We start from the raw sequence: 18,806 nt of genomic DNA on the forward strand, positions 1-18,806 counted from the left end.
CGCGCTGCGAGCCCTCGGGGTCAGGCCGTGACGTGGGCGTCCGCGACGGCGAGGGCGCGGTCGAGGATGTCGAGGCCCTCGGTGAGCTCCTCGGCGGTCGTCGTGCACGGCGGCACGACGTGCAGCCGGTTGAAGTGCGTCATCGGCCACAGGCCCTCGGCCTTGCACGCGGCCATCAGCTCGCCCATCGGCTTCGCCGCCTCGCCCGAGGCGTTGTAGGGCACGAGCGCCTCGTTCGTCGTCGCGTCCTTGACGAGGTCGAGCGCCCAGAACATCCCGAGGCCGCGGACCTCGCCGACCGAGGGGTGCGCGGCGCGGATCTCCTCCAGGCGCGGCCCGATGACGGTGTCGGCCATCTTCCGGACGTGCTCGAGGATGCCCTCCTCCTCGAAGATCCGCATCGACGCGACGGCCGAGGCGCAGGCCAGCGGGTGGCCCGAGTAGGTGAGGCCGCCGGGGTAGGGGCGGTCGTCGAACGTCGCCGCGACCTTGCTGGACATGACGACGCCACCGAGCGGCACGTAGCCGCTGTTGACGCCCTTCGCGAAGCAGATGAGGTCGGGCGCGAGGTCCCAGTGGTCGACGGCGAACCACTCGCCGCAGCGCCCGAAGCCGGCCATCACCTCGTCGGCGATCCAGAGGATGCCGAACTCGTCGCACAGCTCGCGGACGCCGGCGAGGTAGCCGTCCGGCGGCACGAGGATGCCGTTGGTGCCGACGACGGTCTCGAGCATGATCGCCGCGATCGTCTGCGGCCCCTCGACCATGATCGTGTCGCGCAGGTGCTGCAGCGCGCGCTCGCACTCCTGCTCCGGCGAGGTGGAGTGGAACGCCGACCGGAACGGGTACGGGCCCCAGAAGTGCACGAACCCCGGTGCACCCGGCTCGGAGCCCCAGCGGCGCGGCTCGCCGGTCGCGAGGATGGAGCCGCTCGTCGCGCCGTGGTAGCTGCGGTAGGTCGTGAGGATCTTGTGGCGGCCGGTGTGGATGCGCGCCATCCGCATCGCGTTCTCGGTGGCCTCCGCGCCGCCGTTGGTGAAGAACACCTTGTCGAGGCCCTCGGGGGCGCGCTCGGCGATCATCCGCGCAGCCTCGGAGCGGGACTCGTCGGCGAAGCTCGGCGCGATGGTGCACTGCCGGGCCGCGGCCTCCTGGATGGCGGCGACGAGCTTCGGGTGCTGGTAGCCGATGTTGACGTTGACGAGCTGGCTCGAGAAGTCGAGGTAGCGCTTGCCCTCGAAGTCCCAGAAGTACGAGCCCGACGCGCCGGCGATCGGCAGCGGCGCGATCTGCGCCTGCGCGGACCACGAGTGGAAGACGTGCGCGCGGTCGTCGCGCGCGACCTGGGCGCCCTTCTCGCTGTCGGGCTGGACGTCGGGGGAGGCGAACTCGGTCATCGGGCGGCCTTTCGGGGTCGGGCGGAGGCGAACTGGTCGGGGTCGGTGCGTCAGGCGGTGGGGCGGTACGGACGTGTGGTGCGGGTGGTCCAGTCGGCGACGAGCAGCGGGTCGAGGTCGAAGCCCTGCTCCTCGGCCCAGGCGAGGTGCGCCCCGACCGCCGGTGAGCCCCAGGCGTGCTCGTCGCGGGCGAGCATCCAGAGGGCGGAGCGGTCGGGCGTGCCGACGAGCGCGGTGGAGTAGTCCTCGGCGAGGCGCATCACCCAGTAGTTGCCCTCGGACGACACCGGCACGAAGCGGACGAGGCCGCCGAAGCGCACCCGCAGCCGGTCCTTGCTCTCCTCGGCGCCCTCCGCCGGGGTGGCCGAGCCGTCGATCGAGTGCTCGAGCTCGTCGCCGCGGTGGCTCTCGTTGTGCACGCCGACCGAGCCGTCGTCACGCAGCGTGTACTCGGCGATGCTCACCGTCGCGTCGTCCTGGAAGGTCATCGGCAGGCGGGCGAGCTCGTACCAGCGGCCGGCGTACCGGGCGAGGTCGACGGACCCGGCCGTGGGCGGCGGCGGGCGGTCGTCGCCGCGGACGAGGCCGACGACGCGGTCGACCGCGCCGGTGACGATGTTCGCGGCGGTGCGCAGGGGGTCGCCGGGCAGCAGCTCGCTCATCCCCTCACGGTAGGCGAGGAGGCCCGGCGCGCGCCCGCCCGGAGCGGACGGCGCCACGTCAGCCCGGCAGCGTGAAGATCGTGCGGTGCCACGGCTTGTGCGCCTCGCCGGTGATGTCGTGCATGACGTGCTTGACGTTCGTGTACTCGTCGAACGAGTACGCCGACATGTCCTTGCCGAAGCCGGAGGACTTGTACCCGCCGTGCGGCATTTCGCTGATGATCGGGATGTGGTCGTTGACCCACACGCAGCCGGCGGCGATCTCGCGGGTCGCGCGGCCGGCGCGGTAGGTGTCGCGGGTCCAGGCCGAGGCGGCCAGCCCGAACTCGGTGTCGTTGGCGAGCCGCATGGCCTCGTCGTCGTCGTCGAACGGGACGACGACGAGCACCGGGCCGAAGACCTCGTCACGCCAGATCTCGGAGTCGAGCGGCACGTCGGCGACGACGGTCGGCTCGTAGTAGCAGCCCCGGGCGAGGTCGCCGCCGGGGGTGGCGCCGCCGCGGACGACGCGGGCGTACCCGCGGGCGCGCTCGACCATCCCGGCGACCTTGTCGAGGTGTGCGCGCGACGACAGCGGGCCGAGGTCGGTGGCGGGGTCGGCCGTCGGGCCCATCCGCACGGAGCCGTAGAGGTCGGCGACGCCCCGGACGAACTCGTCGTAGACGGAGCGGTGGACGATGGCCCGCGCCGCGGCGGTGCAGTCCTGCCCGGCGTTGATGAGGTTGCCGGCGACGGCGCCGTGGACCGCGGCCTCGAGGTCGGCGTCGTCGAACACGACGAACGGCGCCTTGCCGCCGAGCTCGAGGTGGACGCGCTTGCCGGTGGCCGCGGCCGTGGCCATGACCCGGCGGCCGACGGCGGTCGAGCCGGTGAACGACGTCATCGCGACGCCGGGGTGGGCGACGAGGTGCTCGCCGGCGACCGGCCCGGTGCCGGTGACGACGTTGACGACCCCGGGGGGCGCGCCGGCCTCCGTGAAGGCCTCGGCGAAGGGGAGCGAGGTCAGCGGCGTGATCTCGGCCGGCTTGAGGACGATCGTGTTGCCCGCGGCGATCGCCGGCAGCACCTTCCAGGCGGCCATCTGGAGGGGGTAGTTCCACGGGGCGATCGAGCCGACGACGCCGATCGGCTCGCGACGGATGGTGCTCGTGTGGTCGGCGGAGTACTCGCCGGTGGCCATGCCGTCGAGGCGGCGGGCGGCAGCGCCGAAGAACGCGGTGTTGTCGACGGTGCCCGGCACGTCGAACTCGCGCGCGAGGCGGATCGGCTTGCCGGCCTGGCGCGACTCGAGCTGCGCGAGCTCCTCCGCGCGCTCGTCGAGGAGGGCCGCGGCCTTGAGCAGGACGGCGGAGCGCTCGGCCGGGGTCGCGCGCGACCAGTCGGCGTAGGCGGCGGTCGCGGCGTCGACCGCGGCGTCGACGTCGTCGGTGCCGGCGAGGACGACGGACTCGACCACCTCGTCCGTGCCGGGGTCGAGGACGTCGAAGTGCTCGCCGGTGCTGCCGGTCCGCCGCTCACCGGCGATGTACTGGTGCATGCCGGCGAGCATACGGGTGCGCCCCCGCTGCCGGAAAGGGCAGCGGGGGCGCGATGAGACGACGGATTCCGTCGCGGCGGGGCGCGACGGCTGGTCGCATCAGTGCTGGTAGGTCCCGTGGATGACGGCCCGGCCGAGGGTCTTGAAGGCGAGGTTGAACGAGACCACGGCGGGTGAGGCGTCGGCGTCGACCCCGAGCGTGGGCTCGGAGACGGCGTGCACGACGAGGTAGTAGCGGTGCGGCACGTCGCCCTCGGGCGGGGCGGCGCCCGTGAAGCCGTGCTCGCCGCCGTCGTTGCGGACGTGGAAGGCCTTCCCGGGCAGCTCGCCCGCCGCGGCGCCGGCCGGCAGCGACGTGACGTCGGCGGGCACGTCGACGAGCACCCAGTGCCAGAAGCCCGACGGGGTGGGGGCGTCCGGGTCGAAGACGGTGACGACGTAGCTCTGCGTGCCCTCGGGGGCGCCGCTCCAGGAGACCTGCGGTGAGGTGTTGCCCTGGTCGGCGACCTGGTCGGCCTTGAGGGGCGCGCCGTCGGTCACGTCCTCGCTCGTCACCGTGAAGGACGGGACGGCGGGCAGCATCTCGTACGGGTTCGGGGCGGTGGGGCGCTCGAGGCTCATGCGGTCATCTCCTGGGACGTCGGGGGAGTGTGGTCCTCGGGGCCAACCCCGCGGCGCCCCCACTTATTGCGAGCTCGGCCGCTCGACACGCCTGGGGACGGCGTGTCGAGCAGCCGAACTCGCAATATGTCGAGAAGAAGGGTGGGGTCAGCGGGTCTCGCGGAACTCGACGTGCCGGCGCACGGTCGCGTCGTACTTGCGCAGGACCAGCCGGTCGGGGTCGTTGCGCCGGTTCTTCTCGGTGACGTACGTGGTGCCGGTCCCGGCGCTCGAGCGCAGGACGACCTTCGGTCGGACGTCGGCGGACTTCTTCGCCATCTGATCCTCGATTCGGTGCGGAGTGGCGGTGCGGCCTCGGCGGGCCGCCTCGTGGGTGGTGCACCCACCGACGCTCTCAATGAGAACCGTTCTCAGAATATTCCGCTGTGGACGGCCAAGCGCGCCCGACACAGGGGTTCGTCCACGAGGCCCCGGCTCCGAGCCGGGGTCTCGTGGACATTTCGGGGTGACCCCGAAAAGGGGAGGCGCGAGGGGCGCGTGGGGCGGGGACGCGAACGGGGCGCCGACCGGGTGGTCGGCGCCCCGTTCGGGCGTGTGCTGCTGCGTCAGCCGTTGACGGCGCGCTTGAGCTGCGCGGCGGCCTTGAAGCCGACCGACGTCGACGCGGCGATCTGGATCTCGTCGCCGGTCTGCGGGTTGCGGCCGGTGCGGGCGGCGCGCTCGCGGGTCTCGAAGCTGCCGAAACCGGCCAGCTTGACGTCCTCGCCCTTGGCGAGGTGCTCGACGACCACGTCGAGGGCCGCGTTGATGATCTCCTCGGCGGCGGACGCGGAGACGTCCGTGCGCTGCGAGACGGCCTGGGCGATGTCCTTCTTGGTCGACATGGGACCTTTCCTCGTTGTCGTGTGGTGCTGAAGTTCCGACGCTACCGCCGGGGTGTGTCCGGCGGCGTCAACGGTCAGTCTGCCGGGTCCGTTCCCCCATCGGGCCACTGGTCCCCCCACCCGGCGTGGCGCGCGGCCCGGTACCGCGGGCCCTGACGCCTGCTGACGACCTCCGCGGAGGCGCTCCCGTCGGCCCGGCACAGCTCCAGCCGGACCAGTCCCTTGCGCGTCTGCGGATGCCGCAGCACACGTCCCGCGGGGAGGTCGGCGGGAGCCGGTCCACGTCGGGCGACGACGTACGACACCTTCTCGTCCTCGTGCCCGAGCGCCGCTCCCTTGAGCCGGCGGTGCAACGCCGTGCGGTCGAGCCGGACGGCCAGGTGGCACCAGTCACCGGCCGCCGCGAGGGGGCAGGCGAGCTCGTGCGGGCACGGGGCGACGACGTGCCAGCCGGCCGCGAGCAGCCGGTCGCGCGCCGCGACGACGGCCGCGAACCCCCGCGGCGTCCCGGGCTCGACGACCGCCACGACGTCCGCGGCGGCCGCGGCCGCGTCGACGACCCGCTCCTGCAGCCCGGCGTCGAGCTCGCCCAGCAGGTAGGCGACGGTCGCGAGGTCGGCCGCCGGCAGGGCGGCGCCGTCCCCGAGGTCCCGTCGCGTCCAGCGGGCGCCGATCACTGCGGGCGGCCCGTGGCGCCCCACCGCCTGCCCCACCGCCAGCGCGTCGGCCGAGCCGTCGACGACCACCACCGACGCCAGCCCCTCGAACGCCTCCGCCACCGCCCACGCCGCGGCGCCCGTGCCGCCCCCGACGTCGACGAGCGAGCGCGGGGCGAGGTCGGGGGCGACCTCGAGCGCGTACCGCAGGACGCGCGCGACGGCGGCGTGCGTCGCCGGCATCCGGTAGGCGGCGTAGGCGGTGGCCGCCACGCGGTCGGCCAGCACCTGCTCGGCCGGCGGCCTCCCGGACCGGTACACGTCGATGAGCCGGGTTGTCGCCCGGCGCAGGGCCTCGGCGTCGGCGCCGTCGAGGACGGCCTCGAGGGCGCGGTTCAGCGGAGCGGGCACGCCTCATCCTCCCGTCTGCGCAGCGGCGGTGCGTCGCCGCGGGTGCGCGTCGCCCTCCCGGTGCGGTCCGCTCGCGGGGATGAACTCGCGCCCTGGGGGCGTTCTCGTTATCGACAGCGTGTCCGGGAATATACCCACAGGGGTATCCTGTTGACCGATCCGAACCCGTTCCCCCGACTCCGAGGAGCTGACATGGCCACCGTGGACCTCACGGCCGAGACCTTCGAGAAGACCGTCACCGACGAGGGCATCGTGCTCGTCGACTGGTGGGCGTCCTGGTGCGGCCCGTGCCGCCAGTTCGCGCCGACCTACGAGAAGTCGAGCGAGGCGCACGACGACATCACCTTCGGCAAGGTCGACACCGAGGCCGAGCAGGCGCTCGCCGGCGCCGCGCAGATCACCTCGATCCCGACGCTCATGGGCTTCCGCGACGGCATCCTCGTCTTCCGTCAGGCCGGTGCACTGCCGCCCGCCGCGCTCGAGCAGGTCGTCGAGGGCATCAAGGGCCTCGACATGGATGAGGTCCGGGCCCAGGTCGCGGCCCAGTCCGACGCGAACTGAGCGTCGCCTCCGTGTCCGCACCCGCTCGACCCACGTCGAGTACCGCGGGGGGTACGCTCGACGCCCCGTCGTCGATCGCCCCCGGAGGCCCCAGCATGGAGCTCGACCTCACCGAGATGCAGGCCGTCGTCAAGCGGCTCAAGCGGGCGCAGGGCCAGATCGGCGGCATCCTCAAGATGATCGAGGACGGCCGCGACTGCCAGGACATCGTCACGCAGCTCGCCGCCGTCTCGAAGGCCCTCGACCGGGCCGGCTTCGCCGTCATCGCCCTCGGGCTGCGGCAGTGCATCACCAACCCCGAGGCCGGCTCCATGGACGTCGAGTCGATGGAGAAGCTCTTCCTCTCGCTCGCCTGACCCGGAGGTGGTGATGGACTCCCTCGCCTGGGACGCCCGGTACTCGGGCTCCGACCTCGTCTGGTCCGCCGGCCCGAACACGTTCGTCGAGGAGCTCGTCGGGCCGATGGCGCCGGGCTCGGTGCTCGACGTCGCCGCGGGCGAGGGCCGCAACGCCCTCTGGCTCGCCGAGCGCGGATGGGACGCCACGTCGGCCGACTTCTCGCCGGTCGCCGTCGAGCGGGCCCGCGACATCGCCGGCCGGCGGCTCGGTGCCGACGCAGGCCCCTTCCGGGCGCTCGTCGCCGACGCGCTCGAGCCCCTGCCCGCGGCGCCCTCCGGCGACGGCTACGACCTCGTGCTCTTCGCGTACCTGCAGCTGCCCGATGCGCAGTGGCGCCGGGCGCTGGCCCGCGGGGTCGAGGTCGTCCGGCCCGGCGGCGCGGTGCTCGTCGTGTGCCACGCCGCCCGCAACCTCGCCGACGGCGTCGGCGGGCCGCAGGACCCCGGCGTCCTCCACGACCCGGACGACGTCCTCGCCGCGGCGGCCGACCTGCCCGTCGAGGTCGTCTCGTCCGACCTGCGTGAGCGGGTCATCGACGGCGCCGACCGGCCGGCGCTCGACGCGGTGGTCCTCCTCCGTCGGGTTGCCGACTAGGTACCCCCGGGGGTATGCTGTCGACGTACCCCGAGACCCCGTCCCCGAGGAGGACTCCCCATGTGCCGAGCCGTCAGCTGCCGCAAGTGCGGGAAGGCGACGTGGGCCGGCTGTGGCCAGCACGTCGACCAGGTGATGCGCGGCGTGCCGTCGTCCGACCGCTGCCAGGGCCACGAGGGCGAGCCGAGCACCGGCTTCCTCGGCAAGCTGTTCGGCCGCTGAGCCGCTCCGACCGCCGCGCCACCCCGTCGGGTGGCGCGGCGTCATCGTGCGCGGGGTGATGGCCGCCCCGCCGCCGATGGTGTCGACGGTGGCGCCGAACGTGGGGTGATCACCCCACCTCCCGCGCCACGGAGCCGGCCGCGGCGGCCACCACGGTGCGCATCCTGCGGGTCGACCCTGGTTCGTCCCTGACTCGTCGTCGCGGCCCGTGACTTCTCCCGAGCCGTCGAGCAGGCTTCACTACGCCGCACGATCCCGACGTGGAAGGACCCCCGAGTGACCGCCTCGCCCGCACCCGTCACCCCGACCGCCGCCGACCCCTCGCCTCGTCATCGCCGCCGGTGGGTGGCGGTGCTCCTCACCGTCGCGGTCTTCGCCGTCCCGGCCGGCGTGGTCGCCCTGCGTGGCTTCGGCGGCGAGCCGGCCCTGCGGTCCGCGGTCGTCTCGGCCTTCGTCGGCGCCGACCTGTCCGCCCCCGTCGCGGGGTCGTCGGACCTCGCGGCGCTGGTCGCCACCTGGCGGGAGTTCCACCTCGTCAAGGCGCTGCTCGCCGGCCTGCTCGTGCTCGTCCTCGTGGGTCTCGTGTCATCGGTGCGCCGACGAGCCGAGGCGTCCGAGCCCGGCCGCCGGCGTCGGGTGCTGCGGGCGGTCTACGCCGGCGCGGTGGTCTGGCTGCTCGGGGCGCTCACCCTCCTGCTCGCCAACCTCCAGGGCACGGCAGCACCGTTCGCGTCCGTGGCGTCCTTCCTCCCACCCGGCGGCACCGACGCCGTCGGTGGGGTGCTGGGCGACCTCGGCGGAGCGCTCGAGGCCGGCCCCCCGTCGTCGGTCGGGGGTGTCGCCGGGGCGCTGCTGCGCGACTTCACCTGGTACCACGCGGTGTTCGCGGTCCTGGCCGCCGTGACCGGCACGACACTCTGCGTCCAGGCCGTCCGCGCCGGGTGGCGCCGGTGGCGCCTGCGTGGCTCGGGGTCGACCGGGCAGCCGACGTGGCTTCTGCGGGCGGGTCTCTTCGGCGGCGCCGGTGCGGTCTTCCTGCTGCTCGCGCTCGCCAACGTCAGCACCTGGCTCCGACCCGTCCCCGCTCTCGTGGCCTCGCTCGGCGGCTGACGCCGCACCCGCACACAGGAGACGCAGCATGAGCACGACCTCCAGCCCCGCGCTCTCAACAGCCCCGGCGCCGGCCCGCGCCTCGGGGTCGACCCGACTGGTCGGGGGCGCAGCGGTCGCCGTCGCGGTCGGGATCGTCACCGAGAACGCCGTGCTGGCGGCGGCCGGCGCGCCCGGCTATGACGCGCCGATCGGCGAGGTGGTCGCCTACTACGCCGCGCAGCGCGGTCCGGTCGCCGTGGCCACCGGCGTCGTGGCCCTCTACCTGCCCCTGCTGCTCCTGCTCGTGACGGGCCTGCGCGACCTCGTCGAGCGGCGTGGTTGGGCGGGCGCCGTCTGGGCGCGCCTCGCCGTCGCTGCAGGCGCGTCGGCGGTGGCCGTCCTCGTGCTCGTCAACGTGCTCCAGGTGGGGCTGGCGCTGTCCGCGGACGCCGCCCTCGGGCCGTCACCCGCCGCCGAGCTCGTCTGGCGAGCGCACGCCGCCGCCTTCGCCCTCGCCCTGCCGATGCTCGGCGTCACCTCCGTCGCCACGGCCCTCGCGGCGCACGCGAGCGGGTTGACCGGGTCGTGGCAGCGCGGGCTCGGCCTCGCCGGTGGGGTGTTGATGCTCCCGGCCGGCCTCGCGACCGTCGCGGTCGCCGACGGCTCGCCCCTGCTCTTCGTCGGCCTCCTCGGCCTCGTCCTCTGGCTCGTGTGGCTCGTCGTGACGGGCGTGCGGTTCCTCAGGTGGGGCGGGCGGAGCCGGTGAGGAACCAGCCCCAGGCGCGCATCGGGCCGGGGGCGATGTAGCGGGCCCGGTCGAGCGTGACCTCGAAGCCCGCCGCCTCGATGACCCGCGGCAGGTCGCGGTCGACGTGGCAGCCGCCGGCCATCCGCCCCCACACCGGCTGGACGAAGCGCTGCACCCGGACGGTGCCGGGGTCGGGGGCGAGCGAGTGCTCGGCGAAGTGCAGCGCGCCGCCGGGTCGCAGCACCCGCCGGGCCTCGGCCAGGGCGCGCTCGACCTCGGGCACCGTGCAGAGGGCCCACGCGGTGACGACGGTGTCGACGGAGCCGTCGGCGAGCGCGGAGAGGTCGGCGGCGTCGAGGGAGACCCGCTCGACCGGCCGGCCGAACGCGGTGACGCGCGCCGACGCGAGCTCCCAGGCGAGGTCCGAGGGGTCGGCGACGAGCACACGGGTGACGGCGACCGGGTAGTGCTCGAGGTTCGGGCCGGAGCCGAACCCGATGTCGAGCACGACGCCCTGCGCCCGCGCGCACACCGGGGCCCGCCAGCGGTCGACGTCCGCTCCCTGGCAGGCGCGGTGCGTCAGGCGCGGCAGCACCCGCTCGTCCCACCACCGGCGCGGCCCCATGGGGCCAGTCTGGCGCGTCGGGCGGGCCGGTGCGAGTGTGCCTGGGATCACTGTGTCGCATACGCGGCGGGGTATGACCTCGAGACGTCCGGACGATCACGGACGGCGTCGGGCCGGGTGGTCTGCCCGGCGCCGCTCGGTCAGCGGGTGGGGTCGACGAGGACCATCCCGCGCGAGCCGGCCTCGCCCATCCTCGCGAGCAGTGTGCCGGCCTCGGCGAGCCCGACCGGGTCACCGGGGGCCAGGAGCGCGCCGAGGTCGAGGCGTCCGCCGGCGACGTCGTCGAGCAGGCCCGCGTAGTCGGCGGCGGCCATCCCGTGGCTGCCGAGCACGTCGAGCTCCCAGCCGATGACGCGTTCCATCGGGACGGTCGCGGACCCGGCGGCGGGCGGCAGCAGTCCGACCTGGACGTGTCGGGCGCGGCGTCCGAGGGCGAGGATCCCGGTGCGGCAGGCGGTGGGTGACCCGACGGCCTCGATGCCGACGCGCACGCCGCCGTCGGACCAGTCGGCGACGGCCGCGACGAGCTCGGCCGGGTCCAGCGCCGCGTCGAGGGTGAGCTCGGCGCCGAGGGCCTCGGCGCGGGTGCGGGAGGCGGGGTCCGGGTCGGTGGCGGCGACGCGCGCCCCGGCGGCGACGGCGATCGCGACGGACGCGAGCCCGACGCCGCCGCACCCGCTGACGAGGACCGTGTCGCCGGGCGCGACCCGACCGCGCGCGACGACGGCCCGGTGGGCGGTGGCGACGCGGCAGCCGAGGCCGGCGGCGGCCTGCGGCGGGACGTCGTCGGGGAGGGCGACGAGGTTGGTGCCGGCGGCGTGGATGACGACGCGCTCGGCGAAGCACCCGGGGTCGGTGAAGCCCGGCTGGCGCTGGTGGGGGCAGACCTGGCCGTCGCCGGCCGCGCACGTGGGGCACGCCCCGCAGGCCTGGACGAAGGGGGCGGTGACGGGGCGGCCGACCCACGCGGGGTCGACGCCGTCGCCGACCGACTCGACGACGCCGGCGAGCTCGTGCCCCGGCACGTGGGGGAAGGTGGCGATGTCGTCGTCGTGGCCCATCCAGCCGTGCCAGTCGCTGCGGCAGAGGCCGGCGCTGAGGACCCGGACGACGGCGCCGCCCGCCGGGCCGGTCGGGTCGGGGAGCTCGGTGACCCGCAGGGGCTCGCGGAAGGCGTCGTAGACGAGGGCTCGCACGAGGCCAGCCTGCCAGCGGCCGGCGGGTCGAGGTGAGACGCGACCACCAGGGGTTCGGTCTTCACCTCGACCCGGGTGTGGCTGCGGGGATCGAGGTGAAAGCCGACCACCTGAAGGTCGGACATCACCTCGACCCGCGACGGCCAGGGGGTGAGGGGACGTCGAGCCGCTGCTGGTCGCTCCCCATCTCGGAGCAGCCGGGATGAGCGGTTGGCTGCGTCCCATCTCGGAGCAGCCGGGATGAGCGGTGGCTCCGGGCCGCTCGTCGACGCATCCGTCCGCTGATCCCGGTTGCGTCGGAGAGTGACGCAGAAGACCGCTCATCCCGATTGCTCCGGAGTGTGGGGCGAACGACAGCGGGCCGCTCGGTCGAGGTGTCCGGCCACCACCGGCGGCCGGCTGGATACCTCGACCCCGGTGTGGCTGCGGGCCTCGAGGTGAAACGGGACCGCCAGAGGGTCGGTCATCACCTCGACCCGCGGCGGACGGACGACGGCGGCGGGCAGGACTCGTGTCTCCGCTCCGCCGCCGTCTGTCCGGGGCCCCGTGCACCGAGGTGCACACCCGGGACGGTATCCGTCCGAGGATGGACCGCAGGGTCTCGTGCGCGACCTTTCTGCCCGCACGACGAAGCCCCCGGGCGGCGGGACGCCCGGGGGCTTCGTCATGGGAGGGTGATCAGGCGCTGGCGTGCGCGGCGTCCCAGGCGGCGTACCCGCCGAGCACGTCCGACACGTCGGCGAAGCCGCGCGAGCGCAGCAGGCTCGTCGCGACCGAGCTGCGCCACCCGCCCGCGCAGAACGCGACGACCGGACGGGCCGGGTCGAGCTCCTCGCTGCGGCGGCCCAGCTCGGCGAGCGGGATGTGGCGGGCGCCCGGGATGGTGCCGTTCTCGAGCTCGCCGGCGTTGCGGACGTCGACGAGCTGCACGTCGCCGACCGCCGCCGCCCGGCCACCTCGGTGACCGTGAGCCGGCTCGCCCGGCGTACGCGGTCGGCGTGCGCGAGGAGGTAGCCCTCGACGTCGGCGACGTACCCGACGACGTGGTCGAACCCGATGCGCGAGAAGCGGGTCGCGACCTCCTGCTCCTGGCCCTCCGGGGCCATGACGACGATCCGCTGCTCCGGCCGGAAGACCATCCCGACGGTCTCGGCCATCCGGCCGTCGACCGGCACGTTGACCGCGCCCTCGAGGTGGGCGGCCGCGAACTCCTGCGGGTCGCGGGCGTCGTGGACGACGGCCCCGTCGGCGAGGGCCGCGTCGACCGCGTCCGCGTCGAGGGCCGGCACCGCGACGTCGAGCTCGCGCACGTCGCGCTCGCGGCGGTTGAGGATCGCGTTGTAGACGAAGTACTCCGGCGCGGCGGGCTGGCCGGCGGTGACGACGGCGAGGAACTGCACCTCCGTCATCGGCTGACAGGCGTAGTTGACGCGCCGCTGCTCGCCGATCGTCGACTGCTTCTCGGTCGAGAGGTTCTTGCCGCACGCCGAGCCGGCGCCGTGGGCGGGGAAGACGCGCACGGCGTCGTCGAGACCCATGAGCCGGTGCTGGATCGAGTCGTAGAGCATCCGGCCGAGCTCGTCGGCGGTGACGCCGATGGAGGCGAGCAGGTCCGGGCGGCCGACGTCGCCGATGAAGAGCGCGTCGCCGGTGAGGACGCCGTACGCGACCTCGTCGTCGGCGTGCTCGAACACGAGCACCGAGATCGACTCGGGGGTGTGCCCCGGCGTCGCCATGACCTGCAGCGTCACGTCTCCGAGCGGGATGCGCTCGCCGTCGGCGAGGTGGCGGACCTCGAAGTCGGCCTGCGCGGCCTCGCCGTAGCCGATCCAGGCACCCGTCTCGCGGGCGAGCTCGGGGTGGCCGGAGACGAAGTCGGCGTGGAAGTGGGTGTTGCCGACCCCGACGACGGTCAGCCCGCGGGCCCGGGCGTCCTCGACGTACTCCGCGACGTCGCGGCGGGGGTCGACGACGACCGCCTGTCCGGTGGTCTCGTCGGCGACGAGGTAGGAGGCCTGCGAGAGGCAGTCGAGGTAGTACTGGGTGAAGATCATTGGTCCTCCGGTCGGGAAGGTGCCGGCGTTGTTGACGAGGACGTCGACGTCGGTGGGCAGGCCGCCGAGGGCGTCGAGGTCGCTGAGGTCGACGACGTGCGGCTGCACCCCCGCGACGGCGCCGAGGCGCTCCAGGCCCGCGGCGTCGCGGTCGACGGCGTGTACCTTCGCGCCGGCCCCGGCGAGGGCGAGGGCGACGGCCTCGCCGATGCCGCTCGCGGCGCCGGTGACGAGGGCGGTGCGGCCGTCGAGGTCGACGGCCGGGGTGCTGCGGGCTGCGGTCATGGTGCTCGACAGTAGGGACGAGGACGTCGGCACCCGGTGTGTGCGGAGACCATACTTCGCCACGGTCTGTGGTGCGGCCCGCGGGGTGGTCTCGGGCGTCGGTGTCGCTCGGCGGGCAGCGTCACCCCGGTTCGTCCGCGAGACCCCGGCTCCGAGCCGGGGTCTCGCGGACATTTCGGGGTCACCCCGAAAAGCTGTGGCGCAGGGGGCGGTCACGGTTCGGACACGACCGGACCGCATCCGTTGACGGGCGACCGGCGGGCGGGGAGATACTGGCGGGGTGACGGATGGGAGCGCTCCCACGCTGACGGGACCCCCTGTGCCCGGTCAGCGTCCGCACCCGTCCGGCGACCGTGCCGCGACCGACCGGGAACCCGGTCGCGTCACGGGAGCCGGACGGCCTCCCACCCTCGCCGAGGTCGCGGCCCATGCGGGGGTGGGCCGCGGCACCGCGTCGCGCGTGCTCAACGACTCCCCGCACGTCAGCCCCGCCGCCCGGGACGCCGTGCTCGCGGCGGTCGCCGAGCTCGGCTACGTCCCCAACCGCGCGGCCCGCTCGCTCGTCACCCGGCGCACCGACACCGTCGTCCTCGTCGTCTCCGAGCCCGAGGAGCGGGTGTTCGGGGAGCCCTACTTCGCCGGCATCGTCCGCGGCATCGGCGAGCGGCTGGCCGAGGCCGGTCTCCAGCTCGTCCTGACGATGGCCGGCGCCGCCGGCGGGCACGAGCGGGCCGCGGCCTACCTCACCGAGCAGCACGTCGACGGGGTGCTCCTCCTGTCGCTGCACGCCGAGGACCCCCTGCCGTCGCTGCTCGAGGCCCGTGGCGTGCCGACGGTCTGCGGCGGCAGCCCGGCGACGAGCCGGCCGGCGTACCTCGTCGACATCGACAACCTCGCCGGCGGACGCAGCGCCGTCGACCACCTCGTCGCGACCGGACGGCGACGTCTCGCCGTGCTCGCCGGCCCGCAGGACATGTCCTCGGGCCGCGACCGGCTCGTGGGCGCGCTCGACGCCGCCGAGGCCGCGGGCATCGACCGCGCCGAGGTGGCGGTCGCCGTCGGCGACTACTCCGAGGAGAGCGGCCGCCGCGCGATGGCCGAGGTGCTCGCGGCCGGGCCGCCACCGGACGGGGTGTTCGCCGCCTCGGACCTCATGGCCGTCGGCGCGCTGCGGGTCCTGCGCGAGGCCGGTCTCGACGTGCCCACCGACGTCGGGCTCGTCGGCTTCGACGACGCCGCGGTCTGCCGCCACACCGACCCCGAGCTGACGAGCGTCCGCCAGCCCGTGGCGCGGATGGGGCGGGTCATGGTCGAGGTGCTGCTCGGGCGGATCGCCGGGCGCGAGGTGCCGCCCGACACCGTGCTGCAGACGCGCCTGGTGGTCAGGGGCTCGACGGCCCGCTGACGAGCAGCCCTGCGAGGGCCAGCCGCCGCCGCAGCCCCGGCGCCAGCGCATCCGGGGCCACCCGGCCGTCGAGCACCGCGGCGACATCGTCGGCCTCGTCGGCCCCGAACGACGTCCGGCCCACCCGGGTCACGAGCGTCGTGCCCTCCCACCGCGCGGCCAGCCCCGCGCGGACCCGCCATCGCGGGCCGACCTCGGCGTCGGCGGCGGCGTGCTGGGCGAGGACGCCGAGCGGCTCGGCGCGCTCTGCGGCTCGCGCACGCCGGGCCAGGGCAGCCGCGAGATCCTCGTCGCTCACGGCGTCGAGCGCGGCGACGACGCTGTCGCGCACCGCGGCCCGTGCGGCGGCGGCGGTCGCCGGGTCGAGCACGTCGACGCCCGGCGGCAGCGCCCGGCGCAGCGCGAGGTCGTCGTCGAGGACGCGCCCGGCGGCGGCCAGCAGGTCGTCGGCGAGGGTGCGGCCGGTCCACACGTGGACGCCGAAGGTCAGGTGGATGCTCGTGCCGCCGAGGGCGGTCGCGGAGTGCAGCCAGCCGCGCGGCAGGTAGAGGCAGTCGCCGGGGGCGAGCACGGCGTCGACGACCGGCTCCTGCTCGGCGGCGGCGCGCACCTCGTCGCGGCGGTCGGTCCACGGCTGGCCGCGCAACGGCGCCTCGAGGACGGGCGGCCGCACGCGCCAGTGCTTCTCGCCGGACACCTGGACGACGAACACGTCGTGGACGTCGTAGTGGTCGTCGAAGCCGCGGTTCTGCGGCGGCGTGACGTAGGCGTTGACCTGCACCGGGTGGCCCAACGCCGTCGACAGCCCGCGGGCGGTGTCGGACACCGGGGCCCACGTGCGGTGCAGCCCCTGGAGGACGATCGTCGCGCCGTCGGCGAAGTGCCGCAGGACCTTGTCCTCGCTCACCTGGTCGGTGATGCTCGCGCCCACCCCGCCACCGAGGGTCAGCTCGCGCGCCTCGAGGGTCGAGCCCTCCTTGGCCATCCGCAGGAACGGCGTGCGCAGCCCGCGGCGGGAGAGCAGCTCGTCGACGGCGTCGGGGCCGAAGCCGTGCGTCGGGGCGGGCAGCTCGGTCGCGCGGGTCAGCAGCGGCGCGCGGTCCCAGTGCTCGGCCGCGAAGCGCTCCGGGGGCAGGGCGACGAACGGCCCGAGCCCCCGGCCGGTCCCCGTGGGGAGCGCGGCCGGGGGCCCGGGGTGGTGCGCGTCGGTCATCAGGACCCGTCGGCCCCGCCGTCGGCGCCACCGTCCTGCTCGCCGGGCGTGCCCGGCTCGCCGGCGCCGCTGTCGGCCGGACCCTCGGCGTCGCCGTCGGCGCCACCGTCCTCCTGGCCGGGGACGGTCTCCTGGCCCGCGCCGCTGTCGGCGGGACCCTCGGCGCCGGCGCCGCCGTCGGCGCCGCCGTCGTGCTCGCCGGGGATGCCGGGCTCGCCGGCGTCGCTGTCGGCCGGTCCTTCGGTCGGGTTCTCGCTCATCGTGCCCACCCTTTCGCCGGGGCGCCGGTGCGGCACCCGAGTGACCTCATCCCAGCAGGTCAGCGCCCCGTTGTGTGGCTCGCGTGCACGCTGGGACGATGGCTGCATGACCCTCGACGTCGAGCTGGCCGAGGTGCGCGACTTCCTCGCCGCCCACGAGCCGTTCGCCGGGCTGCCCCCGCAGGTCCTCGAGCGGCTGCCGGCGCGGATGTCGGTCGAGTACGTGCGCCGTGGGCGCGAGATCATCGGCCGCGGGCACGACAACCACCACCTGCACGTCCTGCGGGCCGGGGCCGCCGACGTCCGCGACGCCCAGGGCACGCTCGTCGACCGCGGCGAGGCCGGCAGCACCTTCGGGTCCATCACCCTGACCCAGGGCAACCCGTCGACCTTCTCGGTCACCGCGATCGAGGACTGCCTCCTCCTCCTGCTGCCCGAGGACGACTTCCACGCCCTCTGCCGCGAGCACCCCGACGTCGACGCGTTCTTCGACGCGCAGCGCCGCAGCCGGATGAGCGGGGCGGTCGCCGGGCTGCACGTCTCGGGGTCGGGGCACGCCATCCTCACGACCCCCGTGCACGAGCTCGTCGCCCGCGGCGTCGTCTCGGTGCCGGCGAGCGCGAGCATCCGCGAGGCCGCGACGACGATGACCGAGCAGCGCGTCTCCTCCCTCGTCGTCCTCGACGGCGACCGCCTCGTCGGCATCCTCACCGACCGCGACCTGCGCAGCCGGGTGCTCGCGGCCGGAGCGGACCCCGCGGCCGCCGTCACGACGGTGATGACGCCCGACCCGGTGACGGCGCCGGCCGAGTCGCTGGCCTTCGAGGCGCTGCTGACGATGACGAGCCGGCGCATCCACCACCTGCCGCTCGTCGACGCCGCCGGCCGGCCCGCGGGAGTCGTGACGACGACCGACCTCCTGCGGCTCGAGGAGGCGAACCCCGTCTACCTCGCGGGCGACGTCGCCCGGCAGGCCGACATCGAGGGCGTGGCCCGCGCGGCGTCGCGGCTGCCCCAGGTCGTCGAGGGCCTCGTCGGCCAGGACGCCAGCGCCGACGACATCGGCCGGGTCGTCACCGCGGTCGGCGATGCGGTCGAGCGCCGGCTCATCGCGCTCGTCGAGGAGGAGATGGGCCCGGCGCCCGTGCCCTACTGCTGGATGGCCCTGGGGTCGCGCGCGCGGCTGGAGCAGGCGCTCGCGACCGACCAGGACACCGCGCTCGTCATCGACGACGCCGTGGACGACGCCGGGCTCGCGTGGTTCGCGACCTTCGCCGAGCGGGTCACCGAGGCGCTCGTGCGCTGCGGCTACCCCCGGTGCACCGGCGGCGTCATGGCCTCGAGCCCGCAATGGCGCCGGACCCTGCGCGCCTGGCGCCGCGAGGTGTCCTCGTGGGTCGCCTCCCCGACGCCCGAGGCGGTGCTGCACTCGGCGGTGTTCTTCGACATGCGCCCGGTCCACGGGGACGAGTCGCTCCACGCCCGGCTCCAGCAGCACACCCTCGCGTCGACCCCGGGGGCGGCGACGTTCCTCGCGCACCTCGCCAAGGACGCCGGTGTGCACGAGCCGCCGCTCGGCTTCTTCCGCGGGCTCGTGCTCGAGAAGGCGGGTGAGCACAAGGACCGGCTCGAGATCAAGCGCGGCGGCATCCTGCCCGTCGTCGAGCTCGCCCGGGTCCACGCCCTCGCGACGGGGTCGCCGGCCGTCAACACCCGCGCCCGGCTCGAGGCCGCCCGGCTCGCCGGGGTGATCGGCGACGAGCTCGCCGACGACCTGCGCGACGCCTTCGAGTTCATCGGCTACGTGCGGCTGCGCCACCAGTCCGCGCAGGTCCGGGACGGACGCCCGCCCGACAACTTCGTCGACCCCGCGACCCTGTCGAGCTTCGAGAAGCGCCACCTGCGCGAGGCCTTCGCGATCGTCCGGTCCGCGCAGCAGTCGCTCGGCCGCCGCCACCTCACGCAGTTCGTCTCGTGAGCGGGG

The 18,806-nt window shown here is 75.0% G+C and carries 20 protein-coding genes and 1 pseudogene; 8 read left to right on the top strand and 13 right to left on the bottom strand.

Annotated features, from left to right (window positions below; translation table 11 throughout):
- Window positions 1-20: 20 nt before the first annotated feature.
- The 7 genes from IG69_RS0100685 to IG69_RS0100715 form a co-directional block, all read right to left on the bottom strand.
- On the bottom strand, window positions 21-1,397 hold the full coding sequence (locus IG69_RS0100685; RefSeq protein WP_036828613.1) for an aspartate aminotransferase family protein: 1,377 nt from the start codon (window positions 1,395-1,397) through the stop codon (window positions 21-23).
- Between the two features lie 50 nt (window positions 1,398-1,447).
- Window positions 1,448-2,059 carry a lipocalin family protein gene (locus tag IG69_RS0100690; RefSeq protein ID WP_084696552.1) on the bottom strand — a complete coding sequence of 204 codons (612 nt, stop codon included), beginning with the start codon at window positions 2,057-2,059 and terminating at the stop codon, window positions 1,448-1,450.
- Between the two features lie 58 nt (window positions 2,060-2,117).
- Window positions 2,118-3,596, bottom strand: a complete 1,479-nt coding sequence (locus tag IG69_RS0100695; protein WP_051749969.1) for a gamma-aminobutyraldehyde dehydrogenase — start codon at window positions 3,594-3,596, stop codon at window positions 2,118-2,120.
- A gap of 99 nt (window positions 3,597-3,695) precedes the next feature.
- On the bottom strand, window positions 3,696-4,217 hold the full coding sequence (locus IG69_RS0100700; protein WP_030526268.1) for a YbhB/YbcL family Raf kinase inhibitor-like protein: 522 nt from the start codon (window positions 4,215-4,217) through the stop codon (window positions 3,696-3,698).
- A 147-nt stretch (window positions 4,218-4,364) separates the two neighbouring features.
- Window positions 4,365-4,535, bottom strand: a complete 171-nt coding sequence (rpmG, locus tag IG69_RS0100705) for a 50S ribosomal protein L33 (protein ID WP_030526269.1) — start codon at window positions 4,533-4,535, stop codon at window positions 4,365-4,367.
- A 287-nt stretch (window positions 4,536-4,822) separates the two neighbouring features.
- Window positions 4,823-5,101 carry an HU family DNA-binding protein gene (locus tag IG69_RS0100710; RefSeq protein ID WP_030526270.1) on the bottom strand — a complete coding sequence of 93 codons (279 nt, stop codon included), beginning with the start codon at window positions 5,099-5,101 and terminating at the stop codon, window positions 4,823-4,825.
- A gap of 74 nt (window positions 5,102-5,175) precedes the next feature.
- Window positions 5,176-6,168: a small ribosomal subunit Rsm22 family protein gene (locus IG69_RS0100715; protein ID WP_030526271.1), complete on the bottom strand. Its 993-nt coding sequence runs from the start codon at window positions 6,166-6,168 to the stop codon at window positions 5,176-5,178.
- Between the two features lie 192 nt (window positions 6,169-6,360).
- Between IG69_RS0100715 and trxA the strand changes: the two genes are divergently transcribed.
- The 6 genes from trxA to IG69_RS0100745 all read left to right on the top strand — a co-directional run bounded on the left by trxA (window position 6,361) and on the right by IG69_RS0100745 (window position 9,802).
- Window positions 6,361-6,729, top strand: a complete 369-nt coding sequence (gene trxA, locus IG69_RS0100720) for a thioredoxin (protein WP_030526272.1) — start codon at window positions 6,361-6,363, stop codon at window positions 6,727-6,729.
- 95 nt (window positions 6,730-6,824) lie between these two features.
- Window positions 6,825-7,085, top strand: a complete 261-nt coding sequence (locus IG69_RS0100725; protein ID WP_030526273.1) for a metal-sensitive transcriptional regulator — start codon at window positions 6,825-6,827, stop codon at window positions 7,083-7,085.
- 13 nt (window positions 7,086-7,098) lie between these two features.
- Window positions 7,099-7,722, top strand: a complete 624-nt coding sequence (locus IG69_RS0100730; RefSeq protein ID WP_030526274.1) for a class I SAM-dependent methyltransferase — start codon at window positions 7,099-7,101, stop codon at window positions 7,720-7,722.
- 60 nt (window positions 7,723-7,782) lie between these two features.
- Window positions 7,783-7,944: a hypothetical protein gene (locus IG69_RS21920; RefSeq protein WP_157577253.1), complete on the top strand. Its 162-nt coding sequence runs from the start codon at window positions 7,783-7,785 to the stop codon at window positions 7,942-7,944.
- 276 nt (window positions 7,945-8,220) lie between these two features.
- Window positions 8,221-9,054, top strand: coding sequence for a hypothetical protein (locus IG69_RS20705; protein ID WP_051749970.1), 834 nt, complete (start codon window positions 8,221-8,223; stop codon window positions 9,052-9,054).
- Window positions 9,055-9,082: 28 nt separating this feature from the next.
- On the top strand, window positions 9,083-9,802 hold the full coding sequence (locus tag IG69_RS0100745; protein WP_030526276.1) for a hypothetical protein: 720 nt from the start codon (window positions 9,083-9,085) through the stop codon (window positions 9,800-9,802).
- On the opposite strand, the gene IG69_RS0100750 is transcribed toward IG69_RS0100745, so the two are convergent.
- The 4 genes and pseudogenes from IG69_RS0100750 to IG69_RS23160 all read right to left on the bottom strand — a co-directional run.
- On the bottom strand, window positions 9,777-10,409 hold the full coding sequence (locus IG69_RS0100750) for a class I SAM-dependent methyltransferase (RefSeq protein WP_030526277.1): 633 nt from the start codon (window positions 10,407-10,409) through the stop codon (window positions 9,777-9,779). The genes IG69_RS0100745 and IG69_RS0100750 overlap by 26 nt on opposite strands.
- 140 nt (window positions 10,410-10,549) lie before the next feature.
- The gene (locus IG69_RS0100755; protein WP_030526278.1) at window positions 10,550-11,605 is read right to left on the bottom strand and encodes an alcohol dehydrogenase catalytic domain-containing protein; all 1,056 of its coding nucleotides are present in this window, start codon (window positions 11,603-11,605) and stop codon (window positions 10,550-10,552) included.
- 678 nt (window positions 11,606-12,283) lie between these two features.
- A complete protein-coding gene (locus tag IG69_RS22840) occupies window positions 12,284-12,535 on the bottom strand; it encodes a rhodanese-like domain-containing protein (RefSeq protein ID WP_245616064.1) in 252 nt (83 codons plus the stop codon).
- 167 nt (window positions 12,536-12,702) lie between these two features.
- Window positions 12,703-14,184, bottom strand: a pseudogene (locus tag IG69_RS23160) (MBL fold metallo-hydrolase); the annotation flags it as partial.
- Window positions 14,185-14,263: 79 nt separating this feature from the next.
- Between IG69_RS23160 and IG69_RS0100765 the strand changes: the two are divergent.
- Window positions 14,264-15,349, top strand: a complete 1,086-nt coding sequence (locus IG69_RS0100765) for a LacI family DNA-binding transcriptional regulator (RefSeq protein WP_084696506.1) — start codon at window positions 14,264-14,266, stop codon at window positions 15,347-15,349.
- Here the strand turns inward: IG69_RS0100765 and IG69_RS0100770 are convergent.
- Complete coding sequence (locus tag IG69_RS0100770; protein ID WP_084696507.1) at window positions 15,327-16,562, bottom strand: cupin domain-containing protein; 1,236 nt, start codon at window positions 16,560-16,562, stop codon at window positions 15,327-15,329. The two genes, IG69_RS0100765 and IG69_RS0100770, sit on opposite strands and share 23 nt — an antisense overlap.
- Complete coding sequence (locus tag IG69_RS0100775; protein ID WP_030526281.1) at window positions 16,562-16,822, bottom strand: hypothetical protein; 261 nt, start codon at window positions 16,820-16,822, stop codon at window positions 16,562-16,564. Before IG69_RS0100775 ends, IG69_RS0100770 begins: the two co-directional genes overlap by 1 nt.
- A gap of 106 nt (window positions 16,823-16,928) precedes the next feature.
- Here IG69_RS0100775 and IG69_RS0100780 point away from each other — a divergent pair, with 106 nt between their 5' ends.
- Complete coding sequence (locus tag IG69_RS0100780; RefSeq protein ID WP_030526282.1) at window positions 16,929-18,800, top strand: DUF294 nucleotidyltransferase-like domain-containing protein; 1,872 nt, start codon at window positions 16,929-16,931, stop codon at window positions 18,798-18,800.
- The last annotated feature ends 6 nt before the right edge of the window (window positions 18,801-18,806 follow it).

Origin of the sequence: Phycicoccus jejuensis, assembly GCF_000720925.1 — a bacterium.
In the GTDB taxonomy this organism is placed as follows: domain Bacteria; phylum Actinomycetota; class Actinomycetes; order Actinomycetales; family Dermatophilaceae; genus Phycicoccus; species Phycicoccus jejuensis.